This is a genomic window from Mitsuokella sp. AF33-22, from assembly GCF_003475755.1.
Taxonomy (GTDB): Bacteria; Bacillota; Negativicutes; order Selenomonadales; family Selenomonadaceae; genus Mitsuokella.
Genome location: NZ_QRQA01000006.1, coordinates 300 through 24,265, shown reverse-complemented (window position 1 = coordinate 24,265; position 23,966 = coordinate 300). Strand labels below are relative to the sequence as shown.

Here is a 23,966-nt window from a genome sequence, read left to right as displayed (position 1 = left end):
CCTTGAAAGGAGGAACTCCCCATGAAACGTACCCTTGAAATCACCTTCGCTCTCGACGACGCCAAGACGAAAGCCATCTCGCTCCTCGACCCGCGCGAAGACCTGACGCGCGAAGAGGCTCAGAAATGGGCCGATAACGTCATCGCCAAGAAGGCCATCGTCGTCAAAGGCGCGCTGCCGACGGCGTTCCAGAAAGCCATCGTGCGGACGGTAGAGGAAGAGGAGCTCGCCTGACGCCAGCCTTGTCCGTTCTCGCCCCGCACCTTCCCCACCAACCACCCAATCTTCCCTGATCCCAGCCTGCAGCGCCAACGCCAGCCACGTCCCGGCCCATCCCGAACGACCTGACAGGAGGATGCCAGATGGAACAGAATCTCCTGACCGCGATTTCTTCCGTAGGCTTCCCGATCGTCGTGACGCTCTATCTCCTGACGAGCTTCCAGCGCTCCATGGACCGTTTCACGGCCGAGCTCAGCGAACTCGTCAAAGAGCTCCAGCGCCACACCTTCCACTGACAAAACAGTAACAACCCCCCGAAGAATCGCCAAAGCCCCTGCGAATAAACTCGCAGGGGCTTTTCTGATGCTCAACAAATTGTAAGGCATTTTTACACTTCAGACGAAGCAGATATGACAAGTTCACCCTTTAACACGCCATCGCACCGCTCCATCTGGATTACCTCCGCCCTGGAACGCATAAACCTCATCGAGGATACGCTCCAACGCATCATTAAAACTAGGAACCTCAAAGCCATACTTCTGCGGTTTCAGCTTTTGGACGACAGTTCCGCTCTGTTCCACGGGATCCCTTAATTCCTTCAACTCCTTTGAGAACTGATACATCCTGACCTGGCGATCCTGCAGCAAATCAACAGAGTCATAATCAAACTTTTCCATGAGCTGCTTGCATTCCGTGCCAGGGCGTTTTGCCAGCTTCAACATATTGTTGATATGCTGCAATATCGTATCGCTATGCGTCGTAACCCATACCGACTTCTTATTGTTCACCAGACGAACGATGAACTGCGCCACCCGCTTCTGCAGCGCAGGGTGAAGGTGCGCTTCAGGCTCTTCGATGATAATGGTCTTGAAGTTGATTCCTGACTGCAACAGCAGCGACAGTGGTGCCGGCTCTGTGATGACCGATGACGTGATGTAAAGCGGCATATCCGTTGCCACGTTCTTGGGCGTGTACTGAAAATCAGGAAGAAGTGTGCGCTTGATCTTAAAAGAACCATCCGTCATGTACGTTTCCAGGAATGGCATCAGTTGCGTTGCCAGCGCATTCGTCCGATGCGGTTCAAACTTCGTGATGAGCTGCAGAAAGTCGACGTATGGCAACGTCAGCGCGCCCCTTGCATCCGCTTCGCTCTGGCCGAAGTTCGCCTGGATGGATTGTTCCAAGAGCTGCTTATACGTGAGCATGAATCCCGTCCGAGAAGCCGGCAGGTACACCGGCTCACCATTCCGGCGCCCTCGCATTACCGGCGTATAAAGGGGGGCGGCGATATCCCCCATCAACAGATTCCAGCAGATGTACGTATTCATCCGCAGCAGTTCCTCACGCGTATACACCTCACTCTGCGGGAAGCTGATATCGCGTCCTGGATTGAATGTATAGCGTTTGCCCTCACGGAAATGCAGCTTCAGCGGCTTTTTCTGTCGATATGCCCGGATTTCCATCTTGCCGGATTCCATCGTATAGTTGAACAGATGGCGGAGGAAATCCTTTTTCCTCTGGCTCAGCAGTTCATTGAACCAGTTGAGGTAAAGCGCAACGACTTCGTCGTCAAGCACGCTCTCCTTATTGGCATGTTCGCGTAGCCAATCCTCACACGCTTATACGTCCGGCTGTCCGACGGACGTGCAGGGAAAAGATTCTTTCCCAAGAACAAGAGCCTCCATAGGATGGTCATCATGTAGGATTTGCCGCTGTTGTTATCGCCAATAAAGAAAATCAGCGGTGCAATCTGGATATCCGCCTTCGTGATTTTTCCGATCCGCTCCACATGCAGAGTCCATTCCTGATTCATATGCTTTCCCCCTGAATCATAGATATTCTCTTTCATTATAACACGGATACCCTGGACCGACCAGCACCAGCCTCCATGGTTTTCTGTTATCCACGGTATGAGTTGCTCAATCTGTTCCTGGCAAAACTGCTCAATCTCTGGTGATGATGGTCCAAAAACCGATAGAGCCTTATCTTGTAAGGCTTAGGTGTGTAAAGTTTAAGCAAATTATTCAAAATGCAATATATGATCATAAAATTCAATAGCTAAAAATTCGCCACGTTCTCTCGGGTTAAATTTTTTATTCTGCGCATAACGTTTTGCAAAGTCTCGAGTCGTTTTATAGTTTGAATCCTGATAAATAGCGAGTTTTTGCTCAAAAGATATATTACCACATTTTTGATTCAAATGTTCTTCTAATGGCAATAAATTTCCTATTTGACAATTTTCTGTTTTTTCACTATCAGGAAGAGCATGTTCTATCGTCATATTCTCTTGAAATAAATCATGATTTTTATACCTCTCAAAAATTTCCAAGACAATTTTTACTTTTTCCTTATCTTTTGCATCTGTATAGGGGCCATCATGATGTGACCAGCCAATAGATTGAAATCTATCTATAAACTGTGATCTTGTCGGTAACTTTTTCTTCAGATCCGACATGAGGTTACGAACTAAATCATCAGAATAATGGTCCAGTAAATTTTCGGAATATTTATTTACTATCCCAGTTAATTTATTTGAATTTTCTTTACTAATAATATTGAAGCAAACATAGAAATGAAATAAAAACTCAATAACTTTTTCATATAATTTATTATTTATTTTTTCAAGTTTATGATTAGTAATAAGCGTTAATAATAATGGCCTCATTTGTTCTTGTCTTCTTTTTTTAAAGAAATTAAATATCTTATATTCAAGGTTAGAGCAATTTTTATTATCGCCGTCAAAATTAGGAGAAGCCAACATTAAATAGTATTCTGATTTTTTTACAATATCATCTAAAAGGTACTGTGTATCATGTTGTTTATTATTCTTTTGTATAATTTTATAATCAGATATCTTGTCGCCTTTACTTCTTTGTGTTCCATATCTATGTATTGTATAATGACGAATGAATTTTTTTAAATTCGTATTCCCAAGCTTTTGTTCAATTAACATCCACTCTTGTTTTGCTTGATCCCTTGTAGTTTCTGGTTCTATATAGCGCATAATATAATTCTTCAAGAGTTCATGATCTTCTAAATCTAACCCTCTGGCGTTTAATATTTCAAATATAGTATAAGAGTCCTCTTCTGATGTTGCAGTAATATTTATAAACTCGATATCTCTAACAGCCTTTCTTAAAAAAATAATTTTATTTTCATCCCCAGAACTATATTTCTCTATTTCATATATAAAAAACTTAAAAGCTGCAACTATATTTTTATCTATGGAAATTGATGGTTTTTCTAAAAAATATGTAAGAGTATTATTTTGTAATGATTCTGATGTTTCTTCCATCAAGTGCCGTACTATTTTTTCATATGATCTATTATTTTCAGCATCCAAAACCACGACTTCTTTGTTGCTTTCATTGGTTGTAATCACATATGGCTTTGTACCATTAAAATCATTCATTTCATTATATTTTTTCATCAAATACATAATACTAACCAAAAAAATAGAAATAGTCATTATTCGCTGTTGACCGTCTATAATTGTGAATGTAGGAACGCCATCTTTTATCTCCCCCTTTTTCAATACAATACTGCCAATGAAATGTGAATAATCTTCTTTACGTTCTCGGTATAATACATCATTAAAGAGCTCTTGCCAATTCGTTCTGCCCCATACATATCGTCTTTGATTTCTTGGTATAGCATATGTCTTTCTATTAAATAAATCATATATACGTTCTTCTTTAGCATTGAAACTCATTTTAAACTCCATTTCTCATTACTTTCGTCAAAAGCATAAACAGAAAATACTATACTTTTCATTTGACTAATCGCTTCAAAAGTCTATTCAAATAAATAAAAGCCCCATATAAGAAAAATGCTCGATGTATCACTAAGTAATATTGAAGTCGCGTCTTCCGCCCCATTGCAGAAATATCTGCATCTTTTCCTAATAAACATAAATCATTTGAAAAATTTTTCTTGACAGAACGGTATCGTTGAAAAACAGAAAGTTTATCGTTAGTAAACTCCATTTTTATCAAGCTTTTCAGGATCATCATGGCACGATTTGGTATTTGCTCCTTAAGATAACCTTTTTGATCGATCTCTTGCAAGCGCTTAAAAAACAATTCAAAATTTTTCCAATATGCGGCGTTATAACTTCTCGTTGCTTGTCCTTGCCGTACCACATAATAGTATAACGGCGCTTGCATAACATACATGCTATTTATACTATACAACACCTTAAACATTCCAATTTGATCTTCACTATGGACAAGACCTTTTCCAGCTTCCAATGCCGCTTGTACAAAGCATCTCTTGAAAAGTCTTGTACAAAGATATCCCGTCATGCCTGCCCATTCTGTATGTTTATCATAAAGAAAATTACTCGCTAAAAGTTCTCGAATCTTCTCTTGATTATAGTAGCCGAGGTTAGGGCGAATAAGGGAAGGAACTTCTTGTCCGTCTATCACATCATAATATTGGCAAGAAACCATGTCTACCTGATATGTCTGCTGTGCCTGCACCATCAAGTTTATGATATGCGTTGAAACATAATCATCCGCATCAACGAACATGATCCAGTCTCCATGCGCATGAAAAAAGCCATTCATCCTAGCCGATGTAACTCCGGCATTTTCTTGCGTAATGAGCTGTATTCGCAAATCTCTTGCTGCGTATTGTTTGCAAATCGATATACTGTCATCCTGACTTCCATCATCCACCAGAACAATCTCAATATTTTTATATGTTTGTTGTATTAAACTATCTAAACATTTTGATAAATATTCCTCGACATTGTATATAGGAACGATAACAGAAACTAATGGCGTTTCTAACAGTTGTTTTTTTTTATTCATCTATTCTCTCCCGCCAAAACGGCAGGAATAGATCATCTTACCGCTTTAGCCTTATACGTTTTAATTTGTATACTGTAAGCAGACAACCCGCCTTCATCAAGGCAAACTTAATAAGGGTTTTCACCCCCCCGGTTTGCATATTTATACGTAATTAATGTATATGGATAACTTTTCACCATTTGATTAAACTCCCTCATGCTCTTCAAAAATCCTTCTTTTTTGAGCGGTGTTAAATAATATCCATTAATAATTGCGTGCAGTGACTCAAAGACCCGATTGGCAAAAGCGCCCTCTAAGCTGCCCTCATGTTTTTGCATGTAGGGCAGCTTAGAGATCAAAAGGTCTCTATGCTGCCCGATAAAATCTGGATTTGGTTTACGGCTCGTCGACATCAGGTTCTCTATATACAGATACCATTCGTGATACACAACAGCCAGTTCCTTCGTAGCCTCCAGGAGATCCAGGTTCCAAAGTTCATCTTCACCCAAGACCAGATCAGACTTGAAAAGATGCTTTTCTGCCAGTTCGCGCTTCACGATACGTGCCACAGGACCACGACTGACATAGCCATTATCCTTCCTATAAAGTGGAGATCCCAAGTCGAACATATGACGATACAGCTCACGATATCCTTTCGCATCTATTTTTTTCAGCTCCAAGGAATCGATATGAGGATTTTCTTCTTGTTCTGTTCCTTTTTTTACGTAGTGAACCAAGCCATATACGACATCATAATCACATGCATATTTTTTCAGTTCAGCAAGGTCAAGAAGGAATTGTCGTGTGACCATATCATCAGCATCCGCAAAGCATATATATGTTCCTTTTGCACGGTGAATACCTTCATTTCGTGTTCTTGCAGCACCGCCATGAGCTAAATGATAGACGCTTGCATGCGGATATTCTATAATAATTTGATCTAACACACGGGCACATTCTTTTTTACTTCCATCATCCATTATAAGCAGTTCAAAATCCGTAAAGGTACTTTGATAAAAACTATTGAGACATCTTTTTACATCTAAAATCTCGTTGTTGTATACGGGAATAATGATTGAATAAAACAAGAAGATTGCCCCTTCCTTACCTGCCACGCAGCCTCATATATCTGTCGATTTATTCCATTAACAGGATCATACGCGTAAACATTCCCGTCAAATCCGTATGGGCCTTCCATCCCAATTGCTGTAATTTATTCGTATCCAGCTGCATATACAATTCCGGCGGATAGAGTTTCCCATCATTTTTCGATTCATCGATGACAACCGACACGGGACCATTAAACTGCTCACGGATAAGGGGAAGATCTGCTACGGTTTCTGCCATTTCTTTAATGGAGCAGTATGCTTGCTCGTTGGCAGCATTGTATGCCTCGCCATTCTTGCCAAGCAGCAATACAGCCAGGATAGCCGTCACCGCATCAGCCGTATAAAGGTACATGTGTTCTGTTCCCCCACGCGTAAACATGACGATATTCTCATGGTTCATGGCAGAGCGGGCAAATTGGGCAAAAACGCGATTGTCGTCTTTACGTACACCAGCGCCAAAGGTCTGAGTCAAGCGGATGACCTTCGCCGGCACATGGTATTCAGCCGCATAGCAGGCGCACAATGATTCAATCATGCGCTTGACTTCTGGATAACTGCTGCGCGGCACCATCGTATTGACAAAGCTGGCATGCGTTTCATCAACCACTTCATGCTGATGAATCCCACCGTAGACTTCCATACTCGACAAAAACAAAAAGCCTTCCGCCTGATTCCGCTTGGCTAACTCCAGTAAGGACAAAGCCCCGTGTAGATTACTCGTAATGGTTTCCACAGGATGTTCTGCAAAATATCTGCTGGCAGTTGGACTGCCGCCATGAATCACATAATCGATGTGTTCCTCAATCGCCGGAATATGGTCAAGATCCCCCACGATGAAATCCAACGGAGCGCCTGCCTGCAGAGCCTCATGAAAACGTTCCTTAGCTTTTTCCTCACTGCGAACCAGAGCCAGCACCCTTAAAGGAATATCCTTATGAAGTGACACATACAACAATGCAGAAACCAGGTTGAAGCCGATCAACCCCGTAGCTCCGGTTACAAGGATGGCCTTATGCTTCAGACGATCCCAGGGAATATACGATGCATTCGCAATGAATTCCATATCCTCTTTAAAGATATCATTCTCTATCCACATGATACAGCCTCCTCAAACGCCAACGATTTGCATATTTTCTTTTGCATCAAGCATAGCACGGAAGAGATAAAAGTCCATAGGTGTCGTAATTTTTATGTTTTCGACAGGACCATTGACCATGTAAAGCTTCGCCCCATAATGCTGCATCATCATGGCAGAATCAATGAAATCCGTTAACCCCTCCGCCTGTGCCTTCTTATGATTGTCATAAATTTCCTTGAGGTAGAAGCATTGCGGTGCTCTGGCCATCGCACATTGCGAACGGTTGAAAATACTGCCCACTTGCCCATTTTTCCCATCAACAAAAATCGTCTCAATAGCAGGTGTCGTCGTGACGGCATTCCCATGTTCACGGACGCAGGATAGGCAGTTTGTTATCGTTTCGGAATCAATCATGGGACGAACACCATCATGAATCAGGACGACATCATCCTGGCTTACGGAAAGATGATGTGCAGCATCCAGGCCATGAAAGATGGATTCCTGCCCTGTTTTTCCTCCGGGAACAATACTCGTGACCTTCGTAATCTGGAACCTCTTCAGCAGTTTCTTTGCATAGGGAATCCAGGATTCCAGGCAGACCAGCACAATGCTGTCAATGTCAGGATGGTTATCAAATTTCTCCAACGTGTAAATGATAACCGGTTTGCCATGGAGCTCCAGGAATTGTTTTGGTATCGTTTTCGTATTCATTCGCTTGCCAGTACCACCGGCAAAAATAACGGCTATATTCATCGAATCAATCCTTTATTTTTCTCCAGAAATTTTTTCATTTTTATAGCATATTGCCTTAATTAAACGACACATCTGCTCAGATGCAGTTCCGTTTTCATAAGATCCCAATGCTCTATGATGTTCAAATATACGTTCTTTGTATATATCAGGATTAAAGTTCTCTATATTTCGAACCATCTCTTCATTATTTTCTGCTAACGGAAAAGGCCATTCATCAATAGGAGTGTGAAAATTTCTTTCTTTATAATAGCTATTTAAATCATTTGCATAAATAAAACAAGGCCGTCCTGTTAAAGAAAAGTCCCACATGCAGCTTGAATAATCTGTGATTAATATGTCTGTTGCTGCCAAAAGTTCTTGCATATCTACATAATTACTTACATCTATAAGCTCTTCCTGCTCATTTGCCTTAGCAAAAATATCTTTTGCTAAATGCGGATGACTACGAACAAGAAGTATAAATGACTTTTTAAATCGTAATTGCAATGAGGATAGCAATTTATTTATATCTAAGTCCATCTTCATGCTATTGTCTCTAAAAGTAGGTGCATATAAAACTATCCCTTTCTCGAGTTGTATGCGATACTTTTTCCGTACTGACTTAACAGCATACTGCATCCGATTGGTATCAAAAAAAATATCATTACGAGGCATACCGATTGGTAGAAAAGTAGCATGTATCCCTGTATCTTCCTTAAATACTTTAGTAAATTTCTCACAAGAACTCACTATATAATCAACACGTTGCCAGGCTTTTTCTGCACGGATTAGCTCCCATTTATTCTGTATATTTTTAAATACTGAATCAATTTTTTTATAAGCGCCACCACCATGCCAGGTCTCAATAAAAGTCTGACCATTTCGTTTATACAACCATCTTGGTAATCCACTATTAAATATAATTATTGATGAAGTATAGAAATGATAAAACATTGCTATGCTATTTCTTTTGACATATTTTACACCAATTGGATATGAAATATCACTATCATTAGTTGATTCCCACATGATTATAACAGGCAATCGTTTTTCTCTTATCTTCTCATCAATATATTTAAGATTACAATAGTAATGCCCATTAAATGGAAAGAATAAAATCTTTTTGTTTTGTATCGGAAATATTTTAAATAAATGTAAAAAAAACGACATAGAAAAGACCATTATAGTCTTAAAAAATTCATATTTCTTCATTCATGCAAAGCTCCTTTATTATGGTTATCTTGAAATAAATAAGCATCAACCCATTTCAAAAGAGGAGTAAATATGATAACTAACAACCAGGTTATACTTGCAGATATAATTAGGAACCGATAATTATGTCCATAGAAATAAGGTTGCAATAAAAGCATCGGTATTCGCATCAAAATATAGATTTCAAATAGATGCTTTCCCATCCAATTCAAAATTGTATTATTAAATTCAAATCTCATCGTAAACAATACAACAAATACTGTAAATAGCAATACCCAAATCTCATAACAATAAAAATTTGACTGGTATTTTCCTAATATGTATGTCCCCCCCCGAGAGACATTAATATACACCAATATAGCCAAACATTAATTTTTTTTAAAAGAAGTTCTTCTATCTTGTCTTTAAAAAGGGCAAAATACATCCCTAAAGGAAAGCATAATAAAGTATTATACCAATAAGACGGTTTGTAAAAAGAGATTAAATATGCAAATACAATTATAAATAGCACAGTAAGAGAAAGCTGTAAAACATACTTATTTGTTTTAAAAATATAAAATACTATGAATGAAATGATCCATAAAATTAAAATAGCAAAAATATACCAATTAGAATTACCAAAACCTCCCCACCCAATATAGCCTAATACAACATCTTTGAATGAGGGAACTCCTGTCTTATAAATGGATATCATTAAGTATATAGTCACTGCTATATCAAAATGAATAAGTGTCCTAATTATACGATGTGATGGCATCTTCTTAATGTAAGGTATTCCTTTTTTCATAATAGAAATCATCAATCCATATCCTGAATAAAAAAGGAATAATGAAACTTGAAATTGATTAATATAATGCATAAAATGCATATACGGAATATCCAAATAATTATTAAGCTTCGCATAATCTGTAAAATGGTTTAAAAAAACAATACCAATAAAAAATCCTTTAATAGTATTACAATGATATTTATCTAAGTAAGCTGTACAATATCCATTCTTATAAATCTTAAAATTAGAAGCTAATAATAAACATAGAATAAAGAAAAAACATATCATAAAACTTTCCTCAACTTCACCAATACACGAAAAAGAATTTTAATAAAATATAAAACTGTTATATTTTTTTAATTGAAGCTTGACATGTTCTACAAACTCAGCATAAGGAGTCATCATATTTGTTATGTTATGAATTTCATCTAATGTTAGAGAAGAAAAAAAATTCATTAAGGATTCTTTCCCTTCATCAATTACAAAACCAGAATGATTCTCTTTGACCATATTCCCCACCAATGTATTTTTAGTGGTAATAATTGGTTTTCTTAATAAAATTGATTCATAAAATTTATTTGGTGCAGCAAATCTATGGTTTGGATTGTCTAAATAATACATGGCATACAAGATATCAGCATCTTGCATTAACATCAATGCTTTTTCATAACTAACTTTCCCCAGAAAATTGATATTATCACATAATTTAGCATGTTCACTAATATTATCGGTAATTGCTTCAGATCCATATCCTGCTATAATAAGCTTAATATACGGGAATAATGCAATAACATCTATAAGTTCATTAAGACCTCTATTCTCTACCAAGCCTCCCACATAGACCAATCTAATCTCTCTATGATGGTCATCTATATCTTTTCTTGACGTATCTACTTTATTGCAAAAGAATGGCATATTAGGGATTATTAAGTATTTATGAGGAGTAATCTTCATCTGCTCCAAACGACCTTTTTCACAAATAATCACTAAATCAGCTAGCTTTACAGAAGTTTTTTCCAAAAAATTAATAAGGCTATCAATAAACCATATCCCCGTTTTCACTTCATCACTAAACCAATCAAAAATATCAAAGATAACCTTTTTCCCAAAAAACTTCATCAGCAGTGCGGGAAGAACCGTATCAAAATCACATGCATGTATTACTTTATACTCCTTCAAGTGCTTGAAAAGATATCGGAGTAAAAAAAGGTCCCACTTTATACGTCCAGCAATTCCCCGAGCACCTTGCTGAAAACCTGCTATTCCTGTATAATAATCTGTATTTTCTCTTGTTAAGTTTTGTCGTTTCCTATCCCATCCAACAATTCGATAAGCTATACCATTTTTTTTATACCATTTCTCATATTTGATAACACGACTATCGGAAAAAATATCTTGTGATCTTAATAATACGATTTTCGTATCAAACATTAATTACCCCTTTATCATTACTTCCAATATGTTTTCATCATGCTGCATTTGCGCTTAATTTTTACTGGAATATATTTCTCATTCAACCCCATTTTATAAGCCAAGAACTTACATCCATCTCGAAAAATCGCTTCAGGAATACGATATACTCCATGATAAAACAAATATGTTAATTCAGTAATTACAAACCTCTTTCCTTCTCCTTCAGCCTCACCGAAAAATTTTCGAATCCACGGTTCCCTAGAGTGGAATACTCCCGTATCAAAATAACGGCGAAATTCTTGGAGAATAGAATAGTTATGTGAATGAAATACTTGAGCATCAGCCACGTATGCATTAACCCATTTGGAAATAATCATCTTAGAAGCGACATAAGTATCTTCGCCAAGAATGACATCCTCAGGAAATCCTCCTATCTCTTTCAAAGCTGCAACACGATAAGCTGCAAAAGTATCAGAAATGAAAGATGTTTTTATTCCTAATTTATTAATATTAAAGTATCCCTTTAAACAACTTTTATTGGGATAATTAAATAAGCGTGCTTTAGTTGCAAAGATATTTGCATCTTTATGAGGCAATTGCCTTCCATAAGCACATCCAACGCTCGGGTTCTGAAAAGCTTTTAAGAGATTACTTATAGAAAACTCATCTACCGGAATAGCATCTTGTGTCATAAAAACAAGATATGAATAATCTTTGCAATTTTCCGCTGCATCTCGTCTTGTTTTTCCATGATTAAATTCCTGAGGTGTTGTCTTTACAATACGATAGGACAATCCATCTAAGTCTCTTTGATAGTCATTTATTCTAGACCCTGAATCTATGATGTATACATCAAAAGGGACTTTTTTTTGTTTCTTTAGCATATGTAAAAGCTGATTAAATTTACTATCCGGTTTATAAATGGGAATAATAACAGCAGTTTTACCTAATACATTTACCATAAAGGAACCTCTTTTATGATTATTTATATAGCTTTAATATGCACCTTTTCCGAAGAATACAGCTTTGACAGTTTTGAACAGATACATAAGATCTACCCAGATGGACCAGTTGCGGACGTACCAGGTGTCCATGGCGACGCGTTCTTCGTAGGTGGTGTCGCTGCGGCCGCTGGCCTGCCACATGCCGGTGATGCCAGGCAGGACCATGCTGTACTCGCGGAAGTATTCGCCGTAGCGCTCAATCTCGGCCGTGACGATGGGCCGCGGGCCGACGAGGCTCATGTCGCCGCGGACAACGTTCCAGAGCTGCGGGAGCTCGTCGAGGCTGGTCTTCCGGAGGAAGGCGCCGAGTTTCGTGACGCGCGGGTCGTGTTCGAGTTTGAAGTTGGCTTCCCATTCCTTACGGGCCTCGGGGTTCTCGGCGAGGTATTTCTCGAGGGCCTGCTGGGCGTTCGGGATCATGGTCTGGAACTTGTAGCACGGGAAGAGCCGGCCGTTCTTGCCGACGCGCTGGTGCGCGAAGATGACGTGACCTTTGTTGTTGATGGCGACGACGAGGACGAGGCCCACCAAGATTGGCGAGATAACGATGCTGCCACAGATGGTGCAGACGAGGTCGAACACGCGCTTGATGGCACGGTTGCGGCGGCTCGCGAGGTTGTTTTTCATCGTGAGCATGAGGATCTCTTCGCTGAAGAGGGTCTGCGTCTCGATGCCGGCCATCGGAGTGCCGATGAGGTCGGGCACGAAGGAGATGCTCTTCACGTAGGGCTGGATCTTCTGGATGAGGTCCTGCAGGGCTTCTTTTTTGAGGCCCGGGGCCGTGATGATGACGTTCTGGATGCCCGAGTCGCGCACGATGCGCTCCGCGTCTTTCATTTTACCATAAAGCAGGAATTTTTGTGAGATGCGTTCGGAAATCGGGTGGTCGTCGATGATGCCCGTGATGTCGTAGCGGTAGCCGAGGTCGCCGTGAAAGAAGCGCAGGACGCGTTCGGCGGTGCGGCCTGCGCCAATGAGGATGACGGGCTCGTAGAAGATGTGCGCTTTCTTGAGGAAGAGGCGCAGCAGGTAGCGCACGATGAGCACGGAGAAGATGACGAAGATGCAGAACAGGCCGGCATAGATGCGCGAGAGCGCAATGCTTTCCTTGAACAGGAAGAGCAGGATGATGCAGCTCACGATGCCGTAGACGATAGCGCAGAAGCCTTTGCGGACGGCGTCGAGCATGGGCTGCATCTTCGTGTAGGCGTGCGTCTGTGCCAAGAAGACGAAGAAGATGAGCGGCACCCAGAGGTAGATGTACTGGGCTGGTATGGTGTAGACGACGTTCCAGTTGCGGCACCAGAGGGCCAGTTTTTCCGCCCCGACGATGGCTAGGTAGTCGGCCAGGACAAAGACGAGCGGCGCCAGATAGCGTATGTATTTTCTATTCACTTCGGTACCTCTCCTCTTTGCAAGCACGGATCAGCAAAAATGGTTGCTGTTGTTTCGTATGGATATATGTAGGATTCAATGGAGTGATTCCCCCTTGTCGCCCATTGGTGATTTTTCATAGTATACACGAATTCTATTATATGGCAAAAATGCAGCGATAGCAAGGCATTTCAGCGAGGGAAGGCGCAGTTGTAACGATGTAATCAAACTTTTGTTCTCTACCTTTCTCTTGCCTGCGGGGATGGCAACAGCCCGCCATTGGCAGGGAACCAGGGCGGGCTGTTGCTTGTGGTGCTGTTATGGTTTGCGGTGCTTGATTTCGGGGATTTCTCTTTCGAGTTCGGCGAAGTCGTCGGCGTCGGCCTGCAGGGCTTCGGCTTGCTTGCGGCGGGCGTCGAATTCGGCGTAGGTATCCGTGACGTAGCGGACCATTTCGTCATGGGAGTGGCTGCCGCGGCCGGCAAGGATGGGAATGCCGTGGTCCTCGAGGAGCTTGTCCACGGTGCCGCGCCAGTAGGCGAGCGTCAGGTCTTTGCGCATTTTGGCGCGCAGTTCGGCGCTTTCGAGGAAGATGGTGACGAGGCGGTTGAGTGTGTCGATCTCGTCTGCCGTCAGGTAGTTCTTGGCGATGATGATGTCGCTTTTGCGCACGATGGTCCCCTTCCAGGACGTGAGTGCCATGTTCTGCCTGGTGGCGTCGGCACGCGCGATGATGAGGTCGGCGGCGGTCTGGCCAGTCACGCCGTAGATGAGTTTGTTCTGGACTTCGGCAAAGAAGAGCTGCGTGGCACGGTCGGTCTTGTCGTAGTCGGAGGAAAGGGCGAAAAGGTCGCGGAGTTTCTGGTAGAAGCGCTTTTCGCTGGCCCGGATGTCGCGGATCCGCGCGAGGAGTTCGTCGAAGTAGTCCGGGCGGCCGTCGGGGTTCTTCAGGCGTTCGTCGTCGATGACGAAGCCCTTTTGCAGGTATTCGTTGAGTGTCGTGTTCGCCCAGCGGCGGAACTGGGTGCCGCGCGGGGAACGGACGCGGAAGCCGACGGCGAGAATAGCGTCGAGGCTGTAAAAGGGCAATTCACGTTTTACGGAACGTGTCCCCTCCTGGCGAACCTGTAAGAATTTCTTACAGGTTGCCTTCTCGTCCAATTCGCCATCTTTATAGATGGTTTGGAGATGTGCGTTCACGTTCGGACGAGTACACTGGAACAGTTCGGCCATCTGTGCCTGTGTCATCCAGACCGTGCCGTCGTTGGCGTAGAGCTTGACGCTGGCGGCGCCGTCGTCCGTGTTGTAGATGATGATATTGTCCATTGCTGCTCCTTTCGTCTGAATATGTGCTCCCCCACTCCGCCTGGCTCAGAGCTGTTCGGGTTTGAGGAAAGGCTTTTCGAGGCAGAGGAGCATTTCGCGCAGGATTTTGAGGGCGGTGGCGGTGGAGGCGCCGCTTGGGTCGAGGGGCGGAGAGAGTTCGACGAGGTCGCAGCCGACGATGTTGCAGCCGCGGATGACAGTGAGTGCGGCGCGCAGGAGTTCCTGGAAGGTGACGCCGCCGGCTTCGGGGGTGCCGGTGCCGGGGAAGCACGAGGGGTCCAGGACGTCAAGATCAATGGTGAAGTAGACGGGGCGTCCGCGGAGTGCGGCGATGGTTTCCTGGAGGCCCGTGAAGTTGAATTTCTGGATGTGGGTGTGGCCCTCCCTGCTCCAGTACCATTCGGCGCGTTCGCCGCTCCGGATGCCGAACTGGTGGATGCGTCCGTCGCCGAGGAGGTCCCAGATGCGGCGGATGACGGTGGCGTGCGAGAGGGGATTGCCGAGGTATTCGTCGCGCAAATCGGTGTGGGCGTCAAAGTGGATGATGCAAAGGTCGTCATAGGCGGCGTGGACGGCTTTGACGGCGGGCAGGGTCACGAGGTGTTCGCCGCCCAGGAGGAACGGCAGTTTGTGGTCCTCCACCACCCTCCTGGCAAATTTCTCGATGTCCGCGAGGGCGCGCGGGGTATCGCCGAAGCAGAGTTCGAGGTCGCCGCCGTCGAAGATTTTGGCGTCTTCAAGGTCCATGTCCTGATACGGGCTGTAGGTTTCGAGGCCGTAGGATTCGGCGCGCATCGTGCGGCTCGCGAAGCGCGTGCCGGGGCGGTACGAGGTGGTCGAGTCGAAGGGCGCGCCGTACAGGACGATGCGGCTTGCTTCGTATTCCGTTTCGCAGCCGAGGAAGGTTTCGATATTACGGTTCAATGGGTTCTGGTTCGACATCGCGGAGCATCTCCTCTACGTAGTTTGGCAGGGCGAAGGCGCCTGCGTGCAGCTGGGTGTTGTAGTAACGGGTGTTGAGTCCGAGGGCGTTCCAGCGGACCCAGTTGACGTCTTTGACGGGGTGGCGGTTTTTCGAGGCAAAGCCGAAGAGCCAGTGGCCCGAAGGGTAAGTCGGGATGTGGGCCTGGTAGACGCGGCTTATGGGAAAGGAATCGACGATGCGTTTGTGGGCGCGCTGCATGGCGTAGGCATCCTGGGTGTAGAAGGGGCTTTCGTGCTGGTTGACCATGATGCCGTCGTCGTGCAGGGCCTTGTAGCAGTTGCCGTAGAATTCCTTGGTGAAGAGGCCTTCGCCGGGACCGAAGGGGTCGGTCGAGTCGACGATGATGAGGTCGTAGGCGTCTTCGCAGTGGCGGACGAATTTGAGGCCGTCTTCGTAGTGGATGGCGAGGCGCAGGGCGCTGAGGCAGCCGGCGGTCTGCGGCAGGTATTTGCGGCAGACTTCGACGACGAGTTCGTCGATCTCGACGAGGTCGATGTGTTCGATGGCCGGGTAGCGCAGAAGTTCGCGGACGGTGCCGCCGTCGCCGCCGCCGATGACGAGGACGCGCCGGGCGTCGGGGTTGACGCACATGGGGACGTGTGTGATCATTTCGTGGTAGATGAATTCGTCTTTTTCGGTGAGCATCATGTAGCCGTCAAGGGTCAGGAAGCGGCCGAATTCGCGCGAGTCGAAGATGTCGATGCGCTGGAATTCGCTTTTGCCGGAGTAGAGCTGGCGGTCTACTTTGATGGAGAGTTTGACGTTTTTGGTGTGGTTTTCGGTGAACCAGAGTTCCATATGAGCTCCTTTCGTAGAGTGTAAGCGTTCCGTTCGATTTTCACATAGCGGTAAAGGGATTGCCTGCAGACTCCCCTATCGGCCCTGCGGGCCACGCCCGGGGATGCCACTGGCATCCCGCTCCTGCGGAGCCCCCCGAAGGGGGGAAGCTAAGCCTTCCCCTCTGGGGAAGGTGGCAGCCGCAGGCTGGCGGAAGGGGCGACTGCTCGCAGCCTAGTGTCGGCACGCTGAAAACGGAATGTAAGATTCGCCTTTCAGTGCGCAACGAAGGGATTGCCTGCAGGCTCCCCTATCGGCCCTGCGGGCCATGCCCGGGGATGCCACCGGCATCCCGCTCCTGCGGAGCCCCCCGAAGGGGGGAAGCTAAGCCTTCCCCTCTGGGGAAGGTGACAGCCGCAGGCTGGCGGATGAGGTCTTGGCAGATTATTTCATGACGTTGAGGTACTGGATGTTCATGTCTTCGGGGCCGGTCATTTGGCAGCCTTTTTTCTTGGCGTAGCGGATGTAGGTGAGGATTTCGTCGGTGATGCGTTCGCCCGGAGCGAGGATGGGGATGCCGGGCGGGTAGCACATGACGAATTCGCTGCAGACGCGGCCGGCGGTCTTTTCGATGGGCAGGGCTTCTTTTTCGGCGTAGAAGGCTTCCTGCGGGCCGTGGACGACTTCGGGCTCGATGTATTCGGCTTTGAGCATTTTCGAGGAGTCCTTGCGGTAGTTGCGGCGGATCTCGGCGAGGGCGGCGACGAGGCGTTCGATGTCCTTGGGGCGGTCGCCGACGGAGACGTATGCGAGGAGGTTGGCGATGTCGCCGAATTCGGTCTGGATGTCGTATTCGTCGCGCAGGAGGTCGTAGACTTCAATGCCGGCGAGGCCGACGGGGCGCGTGAAGATGGAGAGTTTCGTGATGTCGAAGTCGTAGATGGAGTCGCCGTTCACGAGTTCTTTGCTGTAGGCGTAGTAGTCGCCGATGGTGTTGATTTCGTCGCGCGCGTATTCGACGAGGCGGATGACTTTGTCGAAAATCTCGTGGCCGTGCAGCGCGAGGTTGCGGCGGCTGATGTCGAGGCTGGACATGAGGAGGTAGGAGCCGCTCGTCGTCTGCGTGATGTTGATGATCTGGTGGACATAGCCGGCGTTGACGCCCGGCCCGCATAAAAGCATGGAGCTCTGCGTGAGGGAGCCGCCTGATTTGTGCATGCTGATGGCGGCCATGTCGGCGCCGGCGTCCATGGCGGAGACGGGCAGATCGTCGTGGAAATAGAAATGGGTGCCGTGGGCTTCGTCCGCGAGGACCATCATGCCGTGGGCGTGCGCGAGGCTGACGATGGCCCGGAGGTTCGAGCAGATGCCGTAGTAGGTCGGGTTGTTGACGAGGACGGCTTTGGCGTCGGGGTGGCGGCGGATGGCCTCCTCCACCTCCTCCACGCGCATGCCGAGCGAGATGCCGAGGGTGTGGTCCATCTGCGGGTTGACGTAGACGGGGATGGCGCCGCAGAGAATGAGGGCGTTGATGGCACTGCGGTGGACGTTGCGCGGCATGATGATCTTGTCGCCGCGGCCGACGGCCGTGAGGACCATGGCCTGGACGGCCGAGGTGGTGCCGCCGACCATGAAGAAGGCGTGCGCGGCGTGGAAGGCTTCGGCTGCGAGGGTTTCGGCGTCTTTGATGACGGAGACGGGATGGCAGAGGTTGTCGAGCATCTTCATGGAGTTGACGTCGACGTCGAGGCATTTGGGGCCGAGGAAGTCCCGGAGTTCGGGGTTGCCGCGGCCGCGTTTGTGGCCCGGTACGTCAAAGGGTACGAGGCGCGCGCGTTTCATGCGTTCGAGGGCTTCGAGCACGGGTGCCCGGTCCTGCGAAAGGTAATGGTTCACGTATTTTCACTTCCTTGTCAGTAGACGTTGCGGCCGCTGAAGATCTCGATCATCTCGCGGCGCAGGCTGTTGCTGATGGCGAGGCGCTCGCGGGGCGGGATCTCGTAGATGTCGGTGTTGAAGAGGTAATTCTGGAGCGGCAGCTCCTTGATGAGCATGCGCGTGTGATAGAGATTGGCCTGGTAGAGGTTGATGTCCACGGCGTCGTAGCGGTCGAGCGTCGCGGGCTCGATGAACTGCTGGATGGATGTCATCTTGGAGTCCATGAAGAGCTTGCGGCCGTGCAGGTCGCGCGTGAAGCCGCGCACGCGGTAATCCATCGTGATGATGTCCGAATCGAACTGCGCGATCATGTAGTCGAGCGTCTTGAGCGGCGAAATCTCGCCGCAGGTGGCGACATCGATGTCGACGCGGAACGTCGCGATGCTCGTCTCGGGGTGGAATTCCGGGTATGTGTGCACCGTGACGTGGCTCTTGTCGAGATGCGCGAGGATCGTGTCGCCGAGGATGGCGGACTCCACGGGCTTCTTGCGCCCCGAGGTCACGGCTTCTTCCTCGGCGATGAGCATCGTGACGCTCGCCCCCTGCGGGTCGTAATCCTGTTTGGCGATGTTGAGGATCCGCGCGCCGATCATCTCCGTGACTTTCGAGAGGATTTTCGTGAGGCGTTCGGAGTTGTACTGCTCATCGATGTATTTGATGTAGTCCTGCTGTTCGCGCGGTGTCTTGGCGTAACAGATGTCGTAGATGTTGAAACTGAGGGATTTCGTCAGGTTGTTGAAGCCGTAAAGTTTCAGCTTTTCCTCCAATCCAGCTAACCTACCTTTCGTTTGTTCGTAAATGACGTTTCGTCAAAAAAGGCCACGGCTCCGAGAGTCGTGACCTGCCTGCAAAACTCGCTTTTATTTTATCAAAGAAGACCCGGCAAAACAAGAAAAATATCGCGTCAAAGCACCGCTTGCCCCCAGGGGACGCCCCCATCTGCCTCCGTGCCTTCTCCGGGGTTCACGTTAAGCGGCTGAGCGCGTGGTGGAAGTCCTCGCGGAGGTCGTCGGGGTCTTCGAGGCCCACGTTGATGCGGACGAGATCATCCGTGACGCCGGCGGCCCGCTTTTCTTCTTCGCTGGCATGCAGGAAGATCGTGGAGGCGGGGTGCAGCACGAGGGTGCGGGCGTCGCCGATGTTGGAGACGTTGAGCGCGTAGCGCAGGCTGTTGATGAAGGCGAAGGCCCGTTCTTTGGTGCCGAGGCGCAGGGTGAGCATGGCACCGAAGCGGCCGCCAAACTGTTTGTCGGCGATGGCGTGATACGGGCTTGACGCAAGGCCGGGATAATTGACCGCGGCCCCGCTTGCAGCGAAGTCCTCGGCGAGGAGCTGCGCCGTCGCCGTGATGCGGTCGAGCCGCAGGGAAAGCGTATCAAGGCCGATGCCCGTGAGGTAGGCGTTCATCGGGGCCATGCAGCCGCCGTAGTCGGTGACCATGCGCATGCGCAGCCGCACGAGGAAGCTCAGGGGCCCGCAGGCGTAGTCACGGAACTTCTCGAAGCGCTTGGGATCCCAGGCAAAGCGGTTGCCGCTCACGACGAGGCCGCCGATGGAGTTGCCGTTGCCGTTGAGGGCCTTCGAGGTCGAGTGAAGGACGACATCGGCGCCGAGCGACAAAGGCTGGCAAAGATAGGGCGTCGTCACGGTGTTGTCGACGAAAAGCGGCACGCCGTGCGCATGGGCAAGTTCCGAAAGCGCCGCAAGGTCCGGCACGTCAAGCTTCGGATTGCCGATGGTCTCGACGTAGAGAAGCTTCGTCCTTGCCGTCATGACGGCCGCAAAGTCCTCTGCCCTGTCGCCTGATGCATAGCGCACGGTGATACCGTAATGCGCGAGGTCGCGGAAAAACGAGCTCGTGCCGCCGTAGAGGCCGCCCGAAGCGACGAGTTCATCCCCGCTGGAGAGGACGTTGAGCACGGCATGCGAGACGGCGGTCATGCCCGAAGCGAACGCCACGGCCCCCGCCCCGCCCTCGAGGCCGTTGATGCGCCGCTCCAGGCTCATGACAGTCGGGTTGTTGACGCGCGTGTAGACGAAGCCCGGCTTGCGTCCGGCAAAGACATTTGCCATGTCTTCCGCCGTTTCCTGGTAAAATGCCGAGGTCTGGTAGAGGGGCTGCGTCACCGAGCCCGTGGCCGCGTCAGGGCCGAAACTCCCGTGCAAGAGTTTTGTCGCAAATTTCATGCTGAGAGACCGCCTTTTTCCACGATGAGATCGTACGTACCGTCGTCGTTGCGGCTGACGGAGAGGACCTTGTGGCCCTCGTTCTTGAGGCTGCGCGGCACGTTTTCGATGGGCTCGCCCTCGTTGAGGTGCACGGCGAGTTTCTGGCCGTCCTTGAGGTCCTCGAGGGCTACCTTGACCTTGACGAAGGTGATTGGGCAGACGACATCGGTGATGTCGATGCTGGCGTCGGTTGCAATGTTGCTCATAATACGGCCTCCACGTTCTGCTGGAATTTGTCCCAGCCCACACGATCGAGGCAGTTCGCGAAACGCTCGCTCGGTTTTGCGTTCTCCTCGAAGAATTTCAGGGTCACATCGACAATCTCATAGAGCTTCGCCTCGTCGAAGACAATCGGCAGGAAATGGCGGCCGACGGCGATGCGGTTGCCGTAGAGCCCGCCGAACGAGATGACGAAGCCATTGTCGCCCTGCCAGGCGTCCGTCGGGCAGCTCTTGATGCATTTGCCGCAGTACACGCATTGCTCGCGGTCAAAGGTCACCTGCTGTGCGTCCTTGTCGACCTTGATGATCTTCTGCGGGCAGACGGCCTCGCAGACGCCGCAGTAGATGCACGCGGGAGCTTCCCAGCGCGGCAGCACGCCGCCCTTGACGCCAAAATCGTTTTCTTCGGCCTTGAGGCAGTTGTTGTGGCAGCCCGTAAAGCCGAATTTGAATTTGTGTGGCAGCTCCCTGCCGCCGTAACGCTTGTCGAATTCGTTCGCGAGCTTCACGGTGTCGATGAGGCCAGACGGACACGTCGCCGCGCCCTGGCAGGCCGTGATCGTGCGCACGCGCGGGCCGCAGACGCCGACCTCGACGCCGCCCTCCTGCAGCGCCTTCTTGACTTCGTCGATGTCCTCCAGGCGGATGTACGGGATCTCGATGCCCTGGCGGCTCGTCAGGTGCACGTAGCTCTTGCCGTATTTCTCGGCGACCTTCTGCACCGTCGCAAGCTGCGCGGCCGTGAAGTGGCCGCCGACGGACTTGAGGCGCATCGAGAAACAGTCCTTCTGCTTCTGGCGCATGAAGCCGCCTTTCTTGAGTTCCTTGTAGTCTACTGCCATGATGGTTCCTCCCAAAAATATACACATGATTGCATCTTTCACACACATTTACATCGAACCTCTACGTTATGGCCTTCGGTTACCCCTTCAGTCGGCTACGCCGACAGCTTCCCCAAAGGGGACGCCTGCGCCTTCTCCGCCACTCAGCGGATGCGCAGGTCCTCTTTGCTCACGCGGGTATGCTTCTCGATGTGGAAGCTGCTCAGCACCGGCTCGCCGCCATTCAGCGACAGGATGAAGTAGCTCAGCCTGCTGTCAAAGGCCAGGCGCTTGTCCTCCTCGCTCGGCCGCGACGGGCTCGCGGGATGGCTGTGCCAGTTGCCGAGGAGCTTCCACCCCGCCGCGCGCATCTCTTTGATGGCCGCAAACTGCTCCGCGGGGTCGAGCGCGAAATGCTCCGGGCTGTGGTCGACGTTCGTGAGGTAGAACACCTTCTCGACCGTGCGGACGCCGTTTTCCTCCGTGCCGGCCAGGAGCCCGCAGTCCTCGATGGGCGCGACCTGCCGCGCGTGGCGGACCATCGCGAGGTAATCGTCAAGCTTCAGCCAGACGATATGTTCCTTCGCCGCCCGGCCCTCGTTTTCCTCTGCTGCCATAAAATCAGCCCTTTCTCGCCGCACGCAGATCGCATGCCGGCTGCTCGTAGTCAATGAGCTCCGTGATCGTCGGATGCTCGCCGCAGACGGCGCAGTGCGGATTGCGCGGAATCTTCACCTTGCGGAAATTCATCGTCAGCGCATCGTACGTCAAAAGGTATCCCGTCAAAAGATCACCGACACCGAGGAGGTACTTGAGAGCCTCAGTCGCCTGCAGCGTGCCGATGACACCGCCCATCACGCCGAGCACCCCGGCCTGCCGGCACGTCGGCACCGCGTCCTTCGGCGGCATCGTCGGGAACACGCAGCGATAGCACGGCCCCCTGCCCGGCACGTACGTCATGAGCTGCCCCTGGAAACGGATGATGCCCGCATGCGAGAACGCTTTTTTCTCAAAGACGCACGCGTCGTTGATGAGGAACTTCGCGGGGAAATTATCCGTGCCGTCGATGATGAAATCGTAATCCTCGTCGCGGATGATGTCGCGGATGTTCGCGGCCGTCACCATCTCGTTGTACGTGCGCACCGTAACGTCGGGATTCATCGCGTTGATCGTCTCCTTGCCCGACTGGACCTTCGGCCGGCCGACATCCGGCGTCTGATGAATGATCTGGCGCTGCAGATTCGAAAGATCGACCACATCAAAATCCACGAGGCCGATCGTGCCAACGCCCGCCGCCGCAAGATACATCGCCGCCGGCGAACCAAGGCCGCCCGTGCCGATGACGAGCACCTTGCCCGAGAGGATCTTCTCCTGCCCCTTGCCGCCGACCTGCTGCAGGATGATGTGGCGCGAATAGCGCTCAAGCTGTTCGTTCGTCAGGCTCATCTCGCACCGCCTCCCATGAAATACAGGAACTCCACCGTGTCGCCGTCCTTGACGAACGTCTTGTCAAAGCCCGAATGATCGACAAATTCGCCGTTGAGCTGCACTGTCACGTACTCGGGCTGCTCCGCCTTCGCCACCTGCAAAAATTCCGTCAGGTTGATGGATTTCTCGATTTCCAAAGGTTCGCCGTTTACTGTAACTGTCATACCGCATGCCTCCCAAGCTGCACATCCCAGATAAAAAAGCCTGCGGAGCCCGTCTCTCTGTCCGCCCGCGCATGTTGTATCGCAGGCACGCCAAATAAAAGACCAGCCCCACAGGCTTCCGTTTTCGAATGACCTATGGATGTTATCTCATATAAATCAGCTATGTTTTAAAAACATGCTATTATGATACACCGGAGACGCGCGTTTGTCAACCGTTCGCCCGCAATCTCCGCGCCTGTTTACATCGAGCTGCTGCGTCACTGCCTGCAGTCACCCCTTCAGTCGGCTGCGCCGACAGCTTCCCCAAAGGGGAC

At 48.8% G+C, this 23,966-nt stretch carries 25 protein-coding genes; 2 read left to right on the top strand and 23 right to left on the bottom strand.

The window, feature by feature from the left end:
- Window positions 1-21 precede the first annotated feature (21 nt).
- On the top strand, window positions 22-234 hold the full coding sequence (locus DWZ54_RS04885; RefSeq protein WP_118016480.1) for a DUF2922 domain-containing protein: 213 nt from the start codon (window positions 22-24) through the stop codon (window positions 232-234).
- A 128-nt stretch (window positions 235-362) separates the two neighbouring features.
- A complete protein-coding gene (locus DWZ54_RS04880; RefSeq protein WP_118016481.1) occupies window positions 363-515 on the top strand; it encodes a YvrJ family protein in 153 nt (50 codons plus the stop codon).
- 123 nt (window positions 516-638) lie between these two features.
- Here the strand turns inward: DWZ54_RS04880 and DWZ54_RS04875 are convergent, their stop codons facing one another.
- From DWZ54_RS04875 to thiS, 23 genes are all read right to left on the bottom strand, one after another.
- Window positions 639-1,796, bottom strand: coding sequence for an AAA family ATPase (locus tag DWZ54_RS04875; RefSeq protein WP_199663236.1), 1,158 nt, complete (start codon window positions 1,794-1,796; stop codon window positions 639-641).
- A complete protein-coding gene (locus tag DWZ54_RS11890; RefSeq protein WP_199663234.1) occupies window positions 1,742-2,032 on the bottom strand; it encodes a hypothetical protein in 291 nt (96 codons plus the stop codon). The genes DWZ54_RS04875 and DWZ54_RS11890 overlap by 55 nt, the downstream gene beginning before the upstream one ends.
- A 207-nt stretch (window positions 2,033-2,239) precedes the next feature.
- A complete protein-coding gene (locus DWZ54_RS04870) occupies window positions 2,240-3,931 on the bottom strand; it encodes a DUF262 domain-containing protein (RefSeq protein WP_158573613.1) in 1,692 nt (563 codons plus the stop codon).
- Between the two features lie 58 nt (window positions 3,932-3,989).
- Window positions 3,990-5,033, bottom strand: coding sequence for a glycosyltransferase family 2 protein (locus DWZ54_RS04865; RefSeq protein ID WP_118474725.1), 1,044 nt, complete (start codon window positions 5,031-5,033; stop codon window positions 3,990-3,992).
- 107 nt (window positions 5,034-5,140) lie between these two features.
- On the bottom strand, window positions 5,141-6,127 hold the full coding sequence (locus tag DWZ54_RS04860; protein ID WP_118474724.1) for a glycosyltransferase family A protein: 987 nt from the start codon (window positions 6,125-6,127) through the stop codon (window positions 5,141-5,143).
- 22 nt (window positions 6,128-6,149) lie between these two features.
- On the bottom strand, window positions 6,150-7,217 hold the full coding sequence (locus DWZ54_RS04855; RefSeq protein WP_118474723.1) for an NAD(P)-dependent oxidoreductase: 1,068 nt from the start codon (window positions 7,215-7,217) through the stop codon (window positions 6,150-6,152).
- A gap of 12 nt (window positions 7,218-7,229) precedes the next feature.
- Window positions 7,230-7,952, bottom strand: a complete 723-nt coding sequence (locus DWZ54_RS04850; RefSeq protein WP_118474722.1) for a 2-C-methyl-D-erythritol 4-phosphate cytidylyltransferase — start codon at window positions 7,950-7,952, stop codon at window positions 7,230-7,232.
- A gap of 12 nt (window positions 7,953-7,964) precedes the next feature.
- Window positions 7,965-9,143, bottom strand: coding sequence for a CDP-glycerol glycerophosphotransferase family protein (locus DWZ54_RS04845; RefSeq protein ID WP_118474721.1), 1,179 nt, complete (start codon window positions 9,141-9,143; stop codon window positions 7,965-7,967).
- Window positions 9,144-9,456: 313 nt separating this feature from the next.
- Window positions 9,457-10,200 (bottom strand): acyltransferase family protein, encoded by a 744-nt coding sequence (locus DWZ54_RS12140; RefSeq protein ID WP_118474720.1) that lies wholly within the window; start codon window positions 10,198-10,200, stop codon window positions 9,457-9,459.
- A 39-nt stretch (window positions 10,201-10,239) separates the two neighbouring features.
- On the bottom strand, window positions 10,240-11,343 hold the full coding sequence (locus DWZ54_RS04835) for a glycosyltransferase (protein WP_118474719.1): 1,104 nt from the start codon (window positions 11,341-11,343) through the stop codon (window positions 10,240-10,242).
- 17 nt (window positions 11,344-11,360) lie between these two features.
- Entirely contained in the window at window positions 11,361-12,287 is a 927-nt protein-coding gene (locus tag DWZ54_RS04830) for a glycosyltransferase family 2 protein (protein ID WP_118474718.1), read from the bottom strand.
- A gap of 33 nt (window positions 12,288-12,320) precedes the next feature.
- Entirely contained in the window at window positions 12,321-13,724 is a 1,404-nt protein-coding gene (gene wbaP, locus DWZ54_RS04825) for an undecaprenyl-phosphate galactose phosphotransferase WbaP (RefSeq protein ID WP_118474717.1), read from the bottom strand.
- 297 nt (window positions 13,725-14,021) lie between these two features.
- Window positions 14,022-15,029: a virulence RhuM family protein gene (locus DWZ54_RS04820; RefSeq protein WP_118474716.1), complete on the bottom strand. Its 1,008-nt coding sequence runs from the start codon at window positions 15,027-15,029 to the stop codon at window positions 14,022-14,024.
- Between the two features lie 45 nt (window positions 15,030-15,074).
- Window positions 15,075-15,971: an agmatinase gene (speB, locus tag DWZ54_RS04815; RefSeq protein ID WP_118474715.1), complete on the bottom strand. Its 897-nt coding sequence runs from the start codon at window positions 15,969-15,971 to the stop codon at window positions 15,075-15,077.
- Window positions 15,943-16,812, bottom strand: a complete 870-nt coding sequence (speE, locus tag DWZ54_RS04810; RefSeq protein ID WP_118474829.1) for a polyamine aminopropyltransferase — start codon at window positions 16,810-16,812, stop codon at window positions 15,943-15,945. The genes speB and speE overlap by 29 nt, the downstream gene beginning before the upstream one ends.
- A gap of 423 nt (window positions 16,813-17,235) precedes the next feature.
- Window positions 17,236-18,687 carry an aminotransferase class I/II-fold pyridoxal phosphate-dependent enzyme gene (locus DWZ54_RS04805; RefSeq protein ID WP_118474714.1) on the bottom strand — a complete coding sequence of 484 codons (1,452 nt, stop codon included), beginning with the start codon at window positions 18,685-18,687 and terminating at the stop codon, window positions 17,236-17,238.
- Between the two features lie 17 nt (window positions 18,688-18,704).
- The gene (gene speD / locus DWZ54_RS04800; protein ID WP_118016231.1) at window positions 18,705-19,496 is read right to left on the bottom strand and encodes an adenosylmethionine decarboxylase; all 792 of its coding nucleotides are present in this window, start codon (window positions 19,494-19,496) and stop codon (window positions 18,705-18,707) included.
- A 196-nt stretch (window positions 19,497-19,692) separates the two neighbouring features.
- The gene (locus DWZ54_RS04795; RefSeq protein WP_118474713.1) at window positions 19,693-20,916 is read right to left on the bottom strand and encodes an O-acetylhomoserine aminocarboxypropyltransferase/cysteine synthase family protein; all 1,224 of its coding nucleotides are present in this window, start codon (window positions 20,914-20,916) and stop codon (window positions 19,693-19,695) included.
- The gene (locus DWZ54_RS04790; RefSeq protein ID WP_118474712.1) at window positions 20,913-21,164 is read right to left on the bottom strand and encodes a sulfurtransferase TusA family protein; all 252 of its coding nucleotides are present in this window, start codon (window positions 21,162-21,164) and stop codon (window positions 20,913-20,915) included. The genes DWZ54_RS04795 and DWZ54_RS04790 overlap by 4 nt, the downstream gene beginning before the upstream one ends.
- The gene (locus tag DWZ54_RS04785; RefSeq protein WP_199663232.1) at window positions 21,161-22,021 is read right to left on the bottom strand and encodes a 4Fe-4S binding protein; all 861 of its coding nucleotides are present in this window, start codon (window positions 22,019-22,021) and stop codon (window positions 21,161-21,163) included. Before DWZ54_RS04785 ends, DWZ54_RS04790 begins: the two co-directional genes overlap by 4 nt.
- A gap of 143 nt (window positions 22,022-22,164) precedes the next feature.
- Entirely contained in the window at window positions 22,165-22,617 is a 453-nt protein-coding gene (locus DWZ54_RS04780) for a M67 family metallopeptidase (protein WP_199663230.1), read from the bottom strand.
- A gap of 4 nt (window positions 22,618-22,621) precedes the next feature.
- Window positions 22,622-23,446: a molybdopterin-synthase adenylyltransferase MoeB gene (locus tag DWZ54_RS04775; RefSeq protein ID WP_118474711.1), complete on the bottom strand. Its 825-nt coding sequence runs from the start codon at window positions 23,444-23,446 to the stop codon at window positions 22,622-22,624.
- Window positions 23,443-23,652, bottom strand: a complete 210-nt coding sequence (thiS, locus tag DWZ54_RS04770) for a sulfur carrier protein ThiS (RefSeq protein ID WP_118474710.1) — start codon at window positions 23,650-23,652, stop codon at window positions 23,443-23,445. Before thiS ends, DWZ54_RS04775 begins: the two co-directional genes overlap by 4 nt.
- Between the last annotated feature and the right edge of the window lie 314 nt (window positions 23,653-23,966).

Excerpts from the sequence above, each read along its gene's own strand:
- DWZ54_RS12140 (WP_118474720.1), bottom strand. The coding sequence starts at position 10,200 with ATGATATGTTTTTTCTTTATTCTATGTTTATTATTAGCTTCTAATTTT.
- DWZ54_RS04865 (WP_118474725.1), bottom strand. The coding sequence starts at position 5,033 with ATGAATAAAAAAAAACAACTGTTAGAAACGCCATTAGTTTCTGTTATC.
- DWZ54_RS04845 (WP_118474721.1), bottom strand. The coding sequence starts at position 9,143 with ATGAAGAAATATGAATTTTTTAAGACTATAATGGTCTTTTCTATGTCG.
- DWZ54_RS04835 (WP_118474719.1), bottom strand. The coding sequence starts at position 11,343 with ATGTTTGATACGAAAATCGTATTATTAAGATCACAAGATATTTTTTCC.
- thiS (WP_118474710.1), bottom strand. The coding sequence starts at position 23,652 with ATGACAGTTACAGTAAACGGCGAACCTTTGGAAATCGAGAAATCCATC.
- speB (WP_118474715.1), bottom strand. The coding sequence starts at position 15,971 with ATGTCGAACCAGAACCCATTGAACCGTAATATCGAAACCTTCCTCGGC.
- DWZ54_RS04880 (WP_118016481.1), top strand. The coding sequence starts at position 363 with ATGGAACAGAATCTCCTGACCGCGATTTCTTCCGTAGGCTTCCCGATC.
- DWZ54_RS04850 (WP_118474722.1), bottom strand. The coding sequence starts at position 7,952 with ATGAATATAGCCGTTATTTTTGCCGGTGGTACTGGCAAGCGAATGAAT.
- DWZ54_RS04830 (WP_118474718.1), bottom strand. The coding sequence starts at position 12,287 with ATGGTAAATGTATTAGGTAAAACTGCTGTTATTATTCCCATTTATAAA.
- DWZ54_RS04775 (WP_118474711.1), bottom strand. The coding sequence starts at position 23,446 with ATGAGCCTGACGAACGAACAGCTTGAGCGCTATTCGCGCCACATCATC.
- DWZ54_RS04790 (WP_118474712.1), bottom strand. The coding sequence starts at position 21,164 with ATGAGCAACATTGCAACCGACGCCAGCATCGACATCACCGATGTCGTC.
- DWZ54_RS04785 (WP_199663232.1), bottom strand. The coding sequence starts at position 22,021 with ATGGCAGTAGACTACAAGGAACTCAAGAAAGGCGGCTTCATGCGCCAG.
- DWZ54_RS04795 (WP_118474713.1), bottom strand. The coding sequence starts at position 20,916 with ATGAAATTTGCGACAAAACTCTTGCACGGGAGTTTCGGCCCTGACGCG.
- speE (WP_118474829.1), bottom strand. The coding sequence starts at position 16,812 with ATGGAACTCTGGTTCACCGAAAACCACACCAAAAACGTCAAACTCTCC.
- DWZ54_RS04885 (WP_118016480.1), top strand. The coding sequence starts at position 22 with ATGAAACGTACCCTTGAAATCACCTTCGCTCTCGACGACGCCAAGACG.
- DWZ54_RS04855 (WP_118474723.1), bottom strand. The coding sequence starts at position 7,217 with ATGTGGATAGAGAATGATATCTTTAAAGAGGATATGGAATTCATTGCG.
- DWZ54_RS04870 (WP_158573613.1), bottom strand. The coding sequence starts at position 3,931 with ATGAGTTTCAATGCTAAAGAAGAACGTATATATGATTTATTTAATAGA.
- DWZ54_RS04820 (WP_118474716.1), bottom strand. The coding sequence starts at position 15,029 with ATGGACAATATCATCATCTACAACACGGACGACGGCGCCGCCAGCGTC.
- DWZ54_RS11890 (WP_199663234.1), bottom strand. The coding sequence starts at position 2,032 with ATGAATCAGGAATGGACTCTGCATGTGGAGCGGATCGGAAAAATCACG.
- DWZ54_RS04780 (WP_199663230.1), bottom strand. The coding sequence starts at position 22,617 with ATGGCAGCAGAGGAAAACGAGGGCCGGGCGGCGAAGGAACATATCGTC.